The sequence below is a fragment of the Nocardia sp. NPDC004168 genome (assembly GCF_040610355.1).
Lineage (GTDB): Bacteria > Actinomycetota > Actinomycetes > Mycobacteriales > Mycobacteriaceae > Nocardia > Nocardia sichangensis.
Genome location: NZ_JBEXME010000004.1, coordinates 299323 through 311679, shown reverse-complemented (window position 1 = coordinate 311679; position 12357 = coordinate 299323). Strand labels below are relative to the sequence as shown.

The 12357-nt window shown below is 66.5% G+C and carries 8 protein-coding genes, 3 tRNA genes and 2 pseudogenes; 9 read left to right on the top strand and 4 right to left on the bottom strand.

The window, feature by feature from the left end:
- From recF to ABZW96_RS10835, 7 genes and pseudogenes are all read left to right on the top strand, one after another.
- Positions 1–1128: pseudogene (gene recF, locus ABZW96_RS10865) on the top strand (DNA replication/repair protein RecF); the annotation flags it as partial.
- Between the two features lie 503 nt (positions 1129–1631).
- Positions 1632–2201: a DUF721 family protein gene (locus tag ABZW96_RS10860; protein ID WP_355073426.1), complete on the top strand. Its 570-nt coding sequence runs from the start codon at positions 1632–1634 to the stop codon at positions 2199–2201.
- Positions 2202–2329: 128 nt separating this feature from the next.
- Positions 2330–3241 (top strand): alpha/beta fold hydrolase, encoded by a 912-nt coding sequence (locus tag ABZW96_RS10855; protein ID WP_355073424.1) that lies wholly within the window; start codon positions 2330–2332, stop codon positions 3239–3241.
- A 311-nt stretch (positions 3242–3552) separates the two neighbouring features.
- Positions 3553–5598, top strand: coding sequence for a DNA topoisomerase (ATP-hydrolyzing) subunit B (gene gyrB, locus ABZW96_RS10850; RefSeq protein ID WP_355073422.1), 2046 nt, complete (start codon positions 3553–3555; stop codon positions 5596–5598).
- A 70-nt stretch (positions 5599–5668) separates the two neighbouring features.
- Positions 5669–8185 (top strand): DNA gyrase subunit A, encoded by a 2517-nt coding sequence (gene gyrA / locus ABZW96_RS10845; RefSeq protein WP_355073421.1) that lies wholly within the window; start codon positions 5669–5671, stop codon positions 8183–8185.
- Positions 8186–8224: 39 nt separating this feature from the next.
- Complete coding sequence (locus tag ABZW96_RS10840) at positions 8225–9409, top strand: DUF3566 domain-containing protein (RefSeq protein ID WP_355073419.1); 1185 nt, start codon at positions 8225–8227, stop codon at positions 9407–9409.
- Positions 9410–9631: 222 nt separating this feature from the next.
- Positions 9632–9705: transfer RNA gene (locus tag ABZW96_RS10835), tRNA-Ile, on the top strand.
- Between the two features lie 191 nt (positions 9706–9896).
- Here the strand turns inward: ABZW96_RS10835 and ABZW96_RS10830 are convergent.
- Both ABZW96_RS10830 and ABZW96_RS10825 read right to left on the bottom strand, forming a co-directional pair.
- Positions 9897–10088 (bottom strand): hypothetical protein, encoded by a 192-nt coding sequence (locus ABZW96_RS10830; protein WP_355073417.1) that lies wholly within the window; start codon positions 10086–10088, stop codon positions 9897–9899.
- Between the two features lie 154 nt (positions 10089–10242).
- A complete protein-coding gene (locus ABZW96_RS10825; protein WP_355073416.1) occupies positions 10243–10458 on the bottom strand; it encodes a hypothetical protein in 216 nt (71 codons plus the stop codon).
- A gap of 896 nt (positions 10459–11354) precedes the next feature.
- On the opposite strand from ABZW96_RS10825, the gene ABZW96_RS10820 reads away from it, so the two are divergent.
- Positions 11355–11615 (top strand): LppP/LprE family lipoprotein, encoded by a 261-nt coding sequence (locus ABZW96_RS10820; RefSeq protein WP_355073414.1) that lies wholly within the window; start codon positions 11355–11357, stop codon positions 11613–11615.
- Between the two features lie 62 nt (positions 11616–11677).
- Here the strand turns inward: ABZW96_RS10820 and ABZW96_RS10815 are convergent.
- Positions 11678–11750 (bottom strand) — tRNA-Ala (locus tag ABZW96_RS10815).
- A 142-nt stretch (positions 11751–11892) separates the two neighbouring features.
- Positions 11893–12039, bottom strand: a pseudogene (locus ABZW96_RS10810) (TetR/AcrR family transcriptional regulator); the annotation flags it as partial.
- 192 nt (positions 12040–12231) lie between these two features.
- Between ABZW96_RS10810 and ABZW96_RS10805 the strand changes: the two are divergent.
- A tRNA-Ala gene (locus tag ABZW96_RS10805) sits at positions 12232–12304 on the top strand.
- The last annotated feature ends 53 nt before the right edge of the window (positions 12305–12357 follow it).

The following is a 12357-nucleotide window of genomic DNA, read 5'->3' as shown; positions in this document are numbered from 1 at the left end:
ATGTTCGTCCGAGCTCTGTCGCTGCGTGACTTCCGCTCGTGGGAGCATGCCGAACTGGATTTATCCCCAGGTCGAACCGTTTTCTTGGGATCGAACGGCAACGGCAAGACGAACCTGCTGGAAGCGATCGGCTACCTGGCCACGCTCGGGTCGCATCGCGTCGCCACGGAAGCTCCGTTGATCCGGACCGGGACCGAGCGCGCCCGGATCGGCGCCACGGTGGTCAACGCCGGCCGCGAGCTGCGCATCGATGTCGAGCTGAATCAGGGCAGTGCGAACCGCGCGCAGATCAACCGCTCGCCGGTCCGCCGGACCCGGGAGATCCTGGGGATCCTGCAGACGGTGTTGTTCGCCCCGGAGGATCTCGCTCTGGTCCGCGGCGATCCCGGGGAACGCCGTCGATTCATGGACGAGTTGTGCACAAGTCGCCTCCCCCGGCTGGCCGCGGTCCGCAGCGACTACGACCGGGTGCTGCGCCAGCGCTCGGCGCTGTTGAAAACCGCTGGGCGGCACGCCAGGTCGAAGGCCGACCTGAGCACTCTGGACGTGTGGGACGGGCACCTCGCCGAGCATGCGTCCGTCCTGCTCGTCCAACGGCTGCGTTTGGTGCACGATCTCGCGCCCTATCTCGCCCAGTCCTATGCGTCGATCGCCCCCGAATCCCGGCCCGCGTCGATCGCGTATCGCAGCGCCGCGCTTCCCCCCGAGTTCCTGGATCCGGCCAGGCCTCCACGCCCGGAGGACACCGAGGAGCTCGCGGCGATCATGCTGCGTGAACTCGCCGCCGCGCGTCCGAGGGAACTCGAACGTGGTGTCTGCCTGATCGGTCCGCACCGCGACGACCTGGACCTGATGTTGGGCGATTCGCCCGCGAAGGGGTTCGCCAGTCACGGCGAGTCCTGGTCGTTCGCGCTGGCATTGCGCTTGGGCGCGTTCGAGCTGCTGCGCGCCACCGGCGCCGAACCGGTCCTGCTGCTCGACGACGTGTTCGCCGAGCTCGACCGGCGTCGCCGCGCCGCGCTGGCGGCCGTCGCCGCGAGCGCGGAACAAGTGCTGATCACAGCGGCCGTGCCGGAGGACGTGCCCGGCGAACTCGCCGCGCTGCCGCTGCGCGTCGAGACGGCGGGTGGCCCCGACGGCCGCGTTTCGCGGATCCTCGCCGAGGATCGGTCCGGCAGCGGAGGTTTCGACGGCAAACAACGGCAGGACCACGCCACGCCTCCGGCAGCCGAGGGCGAACGTGATCCGGTCACCGGATCGACGGAATCGCGGGCGCCCTAGCCATCCACAGGCGAAGTGGACAGAATCGCCATACACCGCCCCGGTCCACTACAGTGACCTCTCGTCGGGATCGTCGATCGAGTTCTCAACAGTTGAGACCGATTCCCCAACACCTGTGGAAAACTCGTCCGGTCACGCTTGCCCGCTTCCCCGAAACCTCACCCAGCAACAGCTGAGCAAGTCATCGAACTTTGCCGGAAAAAGCCAGTTTGGGCGGGGAACAGAGCGTTCAAACCGCTGCCTGCGGCAGGCAGTAGGCGAGATTCTCGATGCAGGCAACCTTGTGCGACGGCTGGGGACAACTCGATCGAAGCTGGGGACAAATCATCGGACGCGGAGAAAGAGGGGCGATGAGCGATCAGCCTCCGGAGCCCGGATCCGCCGAATCCACCGGACCGGAACCCGAACTGCGCGGAATCGACCTGGCCCGGCGTGCCCTGGAGGAAGCGCGTGCGGCGGCACGGGCGAGCGGAAAATCCGTCGGTCAGGGGCGTTCCTCGCCTCAGCGCAGGCTGCGAACGGGTGGCCGCAGACGAACCGGATGGTCGGGCGCGGGTCCGGACGATCGCGATCCACAGTTGTTGTCCAAGCTGGCCGGCTCCATCGCCAGGAGCCGCGGCTGGTCGAACCGAGTCGCCGAGGGCATGGTCTTCGGTCGCTGGGCGGGCGTGGTCGGCGAGGACATCGCCGCGCACGCCACACCGGTCACCCTGAAGGACGGCGTATTGAGTATCTCCGCCGAGTCGACCGCCTGGGCGACGCAGCTGCGGATGCTGCAAAGCCAGATTCTCGCGAAGATCAATGCCGCGGTCGGGCAGGGGGTGGTGACCTCGCTGAAGATCTCGGGGCCCGCTGCGCCGAGCTGGCGCAAGGGCGAGCGTCATATCAAAGGTCGCGGACCGCGCGACACCTACGGCTGACCACGGTGGCCAGTATCTGATACCGAGTGTTACGTTTATTCGAGGCGTTTCACGTGGAACGCCCCGGTTCGACGTCCCATCGGAAGCCCGCGGCGTCGGATCGAAGCGTCCGCGCAGAAGGAATCTCGATGACGATCACCACCTCGGTCGGCCCGTTCCCCGCGACTGCGACCCGGACGGTTCACCGAGGCGACGTCGAGCTCGCGGTCTACGAGTGCGGCAATCCCGAGGGTGTTCCGGTACTGCTGATCCATGGTTGGCCCGATACTCATCTGCTGTGGAGCCGGGTGGCGGGCCTGCTCGGCGGCCGTCATCGCGTGATCGCCTTCGACAACCGTGGCGCGGGGAGCAGTTCGGCGCCGGAAGCGGTCGAGGCCTACCGGATCGAAGAGCTCGCGGCGGATGTCCGCGCGGTCATCGCCGCGGTCGCGCCCGGTGAGCGGGTGCACGTCCTCGGGCACGACTGGGGATCGGTGATCGGGTGGGAGTTGGTGGCCGCTACGGACGCCGCATCCGTCATCGCGTCCTTCACCTCGGTGTCCGGTCCGAATCTGGATTTCCTCGGCGCCTATCTGCGTGGACCGCTCACCTCGGCGCGGCTGCGCGGCGCGCTGACCCAAGCCGTGGCCTCGGCCTACACCGTCGCCTTCCAGATCCCCAAGCTGCCGGATCCGGCACTGCGCGTGTTGGCCAGCCGCTGGCCGCGATTCCTCGCGTTCTTCGACGGCCTGGACCCCGCGCTGGTAGAGACGGCGCCGACGCTGCGCACAGATATGGTCAACAACCTGAAGCTCTATCGAGCGAACATCCGGACCCACCTGCGTCATCCCCGACCGCGCCCGATCGAGGTGCCCGTCCAGTTGATCGTGGCCACCGGCGACCGCGCCGTGCGGCCCGTGGTGAACGCCGAGGCCGACCGGTGGGTGCCGCATCTGAGCCGGGTCGAGATCCCGGCGCGGCACTGGTCGCCGATCTCACACCCAGCGGAGCTGGCGCGCCACACCGCCGCGTTCATCGCTCGGGTCGACGCCGCTCGCTGATCCCGGGCGCTCGAAGGGTCGCCCTGCCAACGCATCTCTCAGCCCACTTCTGATGGATCGAAACCGGCGGGAGGCGGAACCGAGTCACCGAATTCCGATTTCTCGCATCCACGCCGCCGTGAGGGGTGTCGGAGGTGGGTTGTAAGTTGGCTGTACCAGTAGGATGGTGACGTAACTAGCGGCGATACCTTCGGCGCGTTCCGCACAGTCCGCGCGTGGACCCTAATTCTCCAGCAGGCATCACCAGGGCCCCACGTGTGCTGTCCGATCGCTCTATGCCGGGATCAGCAAGTAAGGAGAGCTACCGACCAGTGGCTGCCAAAGACTCCAACGCATCGGGTTCGACCAGAGCGACCGGGAAGCAGGACTACGGTGCCTCCTCCATCACGGTTCTCGAGGGACTCGAGGCGGTTCGCAAGCGTCCGGGCATGTACATCGGCTCCACCGGTGAGCGCGGTCTGCACCACCTGATCTGGGAGGTCGTCGACAACTCCGTCGACGAGGCGATGGCCGGATACGCGACGAAGGTCGAGGTCACTCTGCTGGCCGACGGCGGCGTCGAAGTGATCGACGACGGCCGCGGCATCCCGGTGGAGATGCACGCGCAGGGTATCCCGACCATCGAGGTCGTCATGACCCAGCTGCACGCGGGCGGCAAGTTCGACTCCGAGTCCTACGCGGTGTCCGGTGGTCTGCACGGCGTCGGCATCTCCGTGGTCAACGCGCTGTCGACGCGGCTGGAGGCCGAGATCGACACCGGTGGCTATCACTGGACCCAGGAATACAAGGACGCGAAGCCAGGCAAGCTCATCCAGGGCGAGCCGACGAAGCGGACCGGTACCACCATCCGCTTCTGGCCGGATCCGGACATCTTCGAGACCACCACCTTCAACTTCGAGACCGTCGCGCGCCGGTTGCAGGAGATGGCGTTCCTGAACAAGGGCCTCACCATCGTCCTCACCGACGAGCGGGTCAGCGACACCGAGATCACCGACGAGGTGGTCAGCGAGACTGCCGAGGCGCCCAAGCACGCCGAGGACGCCGCCGCGCCCGCCGAGCACAAGGTGAAGTCCCGGACCTACCACTACCCGGGCGGTCTGGAGGACTTCGTCCGCCACATCAACCGGACCAAGCAGCCGATCCACAACTCGGTCGTCGCGTTCACCGGTAAGGGCACCGGCCACGAGCTCGAGGTCGCGATGCAGTGGAACTCCGGTTACTCGGAGTCGGTGCACACCTTCGCCAACACCATCAACACCCATGAGGGCGGTACGCACGAAGAGGGCTTCCGCGCGGCGCTGACCACTGTGGTCAACAAGTACGCCAAGGACAAGAAGCTCATCAAGGAGAAGGACGGCAACCTCACCGGTGACGACATCCGGGAGGGCCTGGCCGCCATCGTGAGCGTCAAGGTCGGCGAGCCGCAGTTCGAGGGCCAGACCAAGACCAAGCTGGGCAACACCGAGGTGAAGTCGTTCGTGCAGCGCACCTGCAACGAGCACCTCACCCACTGGTTCGAGGCCAACCCGGCCGACGCGAAGACCATCGTCAACAAGGCGGTGTCCTCGGCGCAGGCCCGCGTCGCCGCGCGCAAGGCCCGCGAGCTGGTGCGCCGCAAGTCCGCCACCGACCTGGGCGGACTGCCCGGCAAGCTGGCCGACTGCCGGTCGAAGGACCCGAGCAAGTCCGAGATCTACATCGTGGAGGGCGACTCCGCGGGCGGCTCGGCCAAGTCCGGCCGCGACTCGATGTACCAGGCGATCCTGCCGCTGCGCGGCAAGATCATCAACGTCGAGAAGGCGCGCATCGACAAGGTCCTCAAGAACAACGAGGTCCAGTCGATCATCACCGCGTTCGGCACCGGCATCCACGACGAGTTCGACATCAGCAAGCTGCGGTATCACAAGATCGTGCTGATGGCCGACGCCGACGTCGACGGCCAGCACATCTCCACGCTGCTGCTGACCCTGCTCTTCCGCTTCATGCGCCCGCTGGTCGAGCACGGGCACGTCTACCTGGCGCAGCCGCCGTTGTACAAGCTGAAGTGGCAGCGCAGCGAGCCGGAGTTCGCCTACTCCGACCGGGAACGCGACGGCCTGCTGGAACGCGGTCTCGCCGCGGGCAAGAAGATCAACAAGGACGACGGCATCCAGCGCTACAAGGGCCTGGGCGAGATGAATCCGAAGGAACTCTGGGAGACCACCATGGATCCCAGTGTCCGGGTGCTTCGTCAAGTGACGTTGGACGACGCGGCCGCGGCCGACGAGTTGTTCAGCGTGCTGATGGGCGAGGACGTGGAGGCCCGCCGCAGCTTCATCACCCGTAACGCCAAGGACGTCCGCTTCCTCGACGTGTGACCTGCCCGAGGCGCCGCCGATGGCGGTGGCGCCCGGCAGTTTTCGCACGTCAGCCCGTTAAGGAGACTTCATGACCGACATCACCCTGCCGCCGGACGGTGCGGGCGACCGCGTCGAACCGGTCGATATCCAGCTGGAGATGCAGAACAGCTACATCGATTACGCGATGAGCGTGATCGTCGGCCGCGCGCTACCCGAGGTGCGCGACGGCCTCAAGCCGGTACATCGCCGCATTCTCTACGCCATGTACGACAACGGGTACCGGCCTGATCGCGGATACGTGAAGTCCGCGCGCCCGGTGTCGGACACGATGGGTAACTACCACCCGCACGGCGACTCGGCGATCTACGACACCTTGGTGCGTATGGCGCAGCCGTGGGCGATGCGCTACCCGCTGGTGGACGGCCAGGGCAATTTCGGCAGCCGCGGTAACGACGGCGCGGCGGCCATGCGTTACACCGAGTGCCGCCTCACGCCGCTGGCGATGGAGATGTTGCGCGAGATCGACCACGAGACGGTCGATTTCGTCCCCAATTACGACGGCAAGACGCAGGAACCGGTGGTCCTGCCGAGCCGCGTGCCGAACATGCTGATGAACGGCAGCAACGGCATCGCGGTCGGCATGGCGACCAACATCCCGCCGCACAACCTGACCGAGCTCGCCGCCGCCATCTACTGGGCGCTGGACAACCACGCCGCCGACGAGGAGGCCACCCTCGCCGCGTGCATGGAGCGGATCAAGGGCCCGGACTTCCCGACCGCGGGCCTGATCGTAGGCACCCAAGGCATCCACGACGCGTACACCACCGGCCGCGGTTCGATCAAGATGCGCGGTGTCGTGGAGATCGAGGAGGACAATCGCGGCCGCACCACGATCGTCATCACCGAGCTGCCCTATCAGGTCAACACCGACAACTTCATCAACGCGATCGCCGAGCAGGTCAAGGACGGCAGGATCGCCGGGATCGCCGACATCCACGACGAGTCCTCCGACCGCGTCGGCCTGCGCATCGTGGTGACGGTCAAGCGTGACGCCGTCGCCAAGGTCGTGCTGAACAACCTGTACAAGCACACCCAGCTGCAGACCAGCTTCGGCGCCAACATGCTGTCCATCGTCGATGGCGTGCCGCGCACGCTGCGCCTGGACCAGATGATCCGGTTCTACGTCAACCACCAGTTGGACGTCATCGTCCGGCGCACCAGGTACTTGCTGCGCAAGGCGGAGGAGCGGGCGCACATCCTGCGCGGCCTGGTCAAGGCGCTCGATGCGCTCGATGAGGTCATCGCGCTGATCCGCCGCTCGGCCAACACCGACACCGCGCGCACCGGCCTGATGCAGCTGCTCGACATCGACGAAATCCAGGCGACCGCGATCCTGGACATGCAGCTGCGGCGGCTCTCGGCGCTGGAGCGGCAGAAGATCGTCGACGATCTGGCCAAGATCGAAGCCGAGATCGCCGATTACAAGGACATTCTCGACAAGCCGGAGCGGCAGCGCGCGATCGTGCGCGACGAGCTGGCCGAGATCGTGGAGAAGTACGGCGACGATCGGCGCACCCAGATCGTCTCGGCGGACGGTGACGTGGCCGACGAGGATCTGATCGCTCGCGAAGACGTGGTCGTCACGATCACCGAGACCGGCTATGCCAAGCGCACCAAGACCGATCTCTACCGCAGCCAGAAGCGCGGCGGCAAGGGCGTGCAGGGCGCGGGCCTCAAGCAGGACGACATCGTCAAGCACTTCTTCATCACCTCGACGCACGACTGGCTGCTGTTCTTCACGAACAAGGGCCGGGTCTACCGCGCCAAGGCCTATGAACTGCCCGAGGCCAACCGCACCGCGCGCGGCCAGCACGTGGCCAACCTGCTGGCCTTCCAGCCGGACGAGAAGATCGCCCAGATCATCCAGATCAAGTCCTACGATGACGCGCCGTACCTGGTGCTCGCCACCAAGAACGGCCTGGTGAAGAAGTCGAAACTGACCGACTTCGACTCCAACCGCAGCGGCGGCATCGTCGCGGTGAATCTGCGCGACGAGGACGAATTGGTCGGCGCCGTGCTCTGCTCGGCCGACGACGATCTGCTCCTGGTCTCCGCGCTCGGCCAGTCGATCCGGTTCTCGGCCACCGACGAGGCGTTGCGTCCGATGGGGCGCGCCACCTCCGGCGTGCAGGGCATGCGGTTCAACGACAGCGATGAGTTGTTGTCGCTCAACGTGGTCCGCGCCGGCACATATCTGCTGGTCGCCACGTCCGGCGGTTACGCGAAGCGGACCGCGATCGAGGAGTACACCGCGCAGGGCCGCGGTGGTAAAGGTGTATTGACCATCCAGTTCGACGCGAAACGTGGCACCCTGGTCGGGGCGCTCATCGTCGACGACGAAGATGAGTTGTATGCGATCACCTCCGGGGGCGGCGTCATCCGGACGGCGGCTAAGCAGGTTCGTAAGGCTGGACGACAGACCAAGGGCGTGCGATTGATGAACCTCGCCGAGGGCGATACCTTGCTTGCGATCGCGCGCAATGCCGATGAGCCCGATCCCGATCAGGTCTCCGGTGGCGGCGACACCGGCTCCTCCGAGAAGTAACCCAACAGCGGCGGCAACGAACGGATCTAAGGATTCCCATTGACCACTCCGAATCAGCCGAATGACGAGCGGCACCAGACGAACGGTGTGACCGAGCGGATCGCACCGTCACCGATTCCGCCGCGGCCGATCCCACGGCCGGTCGCCTCGGCCGAGAACGGTCAAGGCCAGCAGAGCGGCGGCCAGCCGGGCGGTCACCCTGGTGGCGGCCATCCCGGTGGGCCGCAGCCGGGTGGTCCGCAGGGCCAGTCGAACGGGCCGCAGTCCGGCGGTCATCCGGGTGGCCAGCCGGGCAACCAGCCCGGCGGCAACCAGCCGCGCGAGATCCGCGATCCGCAGGTCGCGCAGCAGCAGGGCGCGCTCGACCAGGCGCCCGGAGGCGACGGCCAGGATCGCTTCGACCAGAAGACGACTCGGATCCCCAATCAGGCCCCGCAGTCCGCGCCCGAGAGCGAGGACAAGCAGCCGGTGGGCGCCGCCAATGGCGGACAGCAGTCGCCGTATCAGGATGGGTGGGCGCAGCTGCCGCAGCGGGAGCCGCAGTCCAACCTGTACCGCCCGGGGCAGGCCCCGGTCACCGGCCGCCCGACCTCGGGCGGTGCGGGCGGCGGCCTCGGCGGTAGCACGTCCAACGCGCGTACCACCGCCGACTTGGCCGCCAAGGCGGCGCGCAAGGAAGCGGCGATGGTGAAGTCCGTCGGCATCGACGGCCCCACCCGCAGCATCGCGCGGCCGGAACTGATCAAGGACATGCCGGACCTGTCCGAGATCCGGCATCCGCTGCCGCAGGCCGAAGCCGCGGGCCAGCAGTCCGGGCCGGTTTCGCCCGCGGTTCCGGTCGCGGTCGCGGCGGTCGCCTCCGGCGAGCCGCTGCGGGCCACCGTGCAGATCCGTCGGATCGACCCTTGGTCGACGCTGAAGATCTCGCTGGTCATCAGTGTGGCGATGTTCTTCGTGTGGATGCTGGCGGTCGGCCTGCTGTACATCGTGCTCGAGGGCATGGGCGTGTGGGAGCGGCTGAACAACACGTTCACCGACATGGTGTCCCAGGACAGCGGTTCGGTGGGACTGATCGACGCGGGCACCGTGTTCGGGTACGCGGGCGTGATCGGCTTGATCAACGTCGTGCTGTTCACCGCGCTCGGCACCGTCGGCACCTTCATCTACAACCAGTGCTGCGACCTCGTCGGCGGCATCCAGGTCACCCTGGCCGACCCCGACTAGTCCCGGAACGTCCAGACGGCCGGTACTCGCCCAACGGGCAGAGTGCCGGCCGTTTTCGTGGATGCTGTCGCCTGACGGACTGTCATACCGGCGGCGCTGGACAGCGGCTGTCGCTGCCGCCGCAAGTGCGCCTCGCTAAGGCTTCTACCAGCCGTTTTGGTTCAGTGGATAGGTGTTGTGTAGTCTCTACACGTCGTTGTTCATGCAAACAACACAAACTACGGGCCTATAGCTCAGGCGGTTAGAGCGCTTCGCTGATAACGAAGAGGTCGGAGGTTCAAGTCCTCCTAGGCCCACCTCCCTCAGTGCCAGGTCAGGCGCCATTCCGGTCCTCTCGAGCCGATCTACCGTTGCGTCATCAACCGGCTGTCCGCCGTTCAGCGAACTTCGCCGCGTTCCCTGTAGACCCGGCGCGTCCGCTGCCTCACCCCGCGCTCCAGGGGCCGAGTACCGCACCGCCTACTCGGCGCTGATGCGTCAAGGACTTCTACGCCGATTGGCTGATGAAGCACCACAAGGCGAGGGCGGGGTGTGCGTCACAAAGCCCGCCAGCGACGGAGTCGGTCGGTGCCGGGGTGAAGGCCTCGAGCGGAAGGGGTTCGGCCGTGGCGGCGCCGGCGCCGACAAGGGTCGCGGCACTGATCAGCGCGCCGACGAGGATTCCACGCAGTGTGGACATCTGAAACAACTGAAACGTTGGTTGGTAGCGATTCATGTGAGAGCGGGGTCATGTCGCCTGGGCGTGACCGCCGGGGGCACCGTCGTCCGGCAATCGCCGGTGCCCTGCGCACATGCCGGTCGGTCGTCGAAATCCCGGCCGCGCTCTCGGGGTTCTACTGGCAGAACTGGGGGCCCTGGTTCATGAGCATCAGCTTGATGATGGTGCAAAGGATTCCCGACGACGAACCGCTCGCCGAGCCGCTGTCGCCGGCGGCGATCGAGGACACAGACGGAGTGGGCTGCGAAGTCTCCGCCTGCGCGGTTGCGGCAGGTGCCAGCACAGCCACGGTCAAAAGTGCGCCGATGGTGAGCCGAGTGATTCGAGTCATGTCGAATCTGCCTTTCTCTCTTAGGTTTTCGGTCCGCTCAGGCGTACCGCCAAGTCCATCGGCGGCTCCACTTCCGCCGTTACAGCGGTGTTATCCAACGACCGTTCGCCCTCCGAACGCTGCGCCGGCCCAGAATGATCTCCTGCGGGACGGTGTTCTGGGCCTGGGCGATTTCCTGGAGGGCTCGCGCGTGCCCGAGATGTCTCCGCGTATCGGCACTTGCTGTTCAGGCCGGAGACTCCCGCTGGACGCACCCCTGTAACACCGCGGGCGGTCGGTCCGACATCTCTGACAACAGTTGAGGGACAAGAACATTCGTCGCGCTGCGATGCCGCAACGCGTCGCTTCGGCGCGCCGGTGATCGCGGCCCGAACGAATATCGAAACCGAAGCTCGGTCAGCAATTTCGAGGGGTGCGCAATGAACGTCAGACTATCGGCTGTGCTGTCGATCGCGGCCACCGTTGTGGTCGCAACCGCCGCGTGCGGGACCGACTCGAGCACATCGGCCGGGTCCGCGACGTCGGCGGGAAGTACGACCACCGCGTCATCGGCGGGTCCGGCGGCGACGCGGACAACAGCGATCGGCGAACAACCGGGGGCGGCGCCACAACCGGGAGGGGTACCACAAGCGGGAGGGGCACCACAGCCGGCGACGGCGCAACAACCGGCTCCCGGGGCCACCGCGGTCCCGGAACCATCCGTTGCGGCGACCTCGTCTCCCGCTACGCAGTCGGCGCCGGAAGGTAGCGGCCACGGCCTGTGCTTCGACGTCAACTCGGCGCTCGCGGCGTCCTCGGTCGCCACGTTGGCCGCGCCGCCCGGTGGCGGGTCGTGGACGATCCAAGGGGCGAGCGAGGATCCCATCGCGGCAGGATGTTCCGGGGTGCTGTCGTGGATGACTGTGGAATGGCCGGGAATTCATCCCGGCACACACGTTCTCTTCTTCACCGGCGGGAAGTATCTCGGGACCGCGAGCGCGCGGCCATACGGGTACACGACAGTTCTGGGCAAGACCCGCGACACCGTGTCCGTGCAGTACCGCTGGCCGTTGAAGGACGACGCGCTGTGCTGCCCGCAAGGAGGACCGAGCGTCGTGACATTCACCCTGAACGGCACCACCGTGCAGGCGAACGGGCAGTTCCCGCCGGAGAACTGAACGGTCCACACCGGAACCACACGAAAAAGGCTCACGCTCCGCGAGCATGAGCCTTCGACGAGTGGAGCCTAGGGGAATCGAACCCCTAACCCCTGCCTTGCAAAGGCAGTGCTCTGCCAATTGAGCTAAGGCCCCGCGCGTACATACGCCTGCAAAACGTTACCTTCTCGCCGCTGAGATGGTCAAAACGGCAGGTTGTCGCGTCAAGCCGAGCGCCGTCGGCCGCGCCCCGGGTGACGCCCGGTCCGGCGGCGCGCTCGAGCACCTCGGCGAGGGAAGGCAGGGGGCGTGAGCAGATCTCGTCCGCCTCGTCGGCCAGAACGCCGAACATCCGAAGCAGGTCTTCGATGACCTGATCGGTGGCGGCGGCGTCGTCACGGTCGGGGTGATCGGGCAATAACTGGCCGAGACACAGAGCGGCTCCAGTCTTGACGAATCCATCATAGATCCGGCTCGGGTCTTTCTGGGCGGGCTTCGGGCACCGCAGTAGGGTGGAAACCATGAAACTTCTTCTCACCGCCGGTGTCGTGGTTCTGGTTCTCTTCGGCATCTCCAAGCTGCGCCAGCGCAGCGACGCGGACATGTGGCACGAGGTGACCACCCGCTGATCCCGGGAGGGGCCTTAGCTCAATTGGCAGAGCACTGCCTTTGCAAGGCAGGGGTTAGGGGTTCGATTCCCCTAGGCTCCACTGATGACCTGAAACGCTTCGTTCCGGTGCGGCGGCCTACCGCTGGTGCGTTG

Excerpts from the sequence above, each read along its gene's own strand:
- ABZW96_RS10860 (WP_355073426.1), top strand. The coding sequence starts at position 1,632 with ATGAGCGATCAGCCTCCGGAGCCCGGATCCGCCGAATCCACCGGACCG.
- ABZW96_RS10855 (WP_355073424.1), top strand. The coding sequence starts at position 2,330 with ATGACGATCACCACCTCGGTCGGCCCGTTCCCCGCGACTGCGACCCGG.
- gyrA (WP_355073421.1), top strand. The coding sequence starts at position 5,669 with ATGACCGACATCACCCTGCCGCCGGACGGTGCGGGCGACCGCGTCGAA.
- ABZW96_RS10830 (WP_355073417.1), bottom strand. The coding sequence starts at position 10,088 with ATGTCCACACTGCGTGGAATCCTCGTCGGCGCGCTGATCAGTGCCGCG.
- ABZW96_RS10825 (WP_355073416.1), bottom strand. The coding sequence starts at position 10,458 with ATGACTCGAATCACTCGGCTCACCATCGGCGCACTTTTGACCGTGGCT.
- ABZW96_RS10820 (WP_355073414.1), top strand. The coding sequence starts at position 11,355 with ATGACTGTGGAATGGCCGGGAATTCATCCCGGCACACACGTTCTCTTC.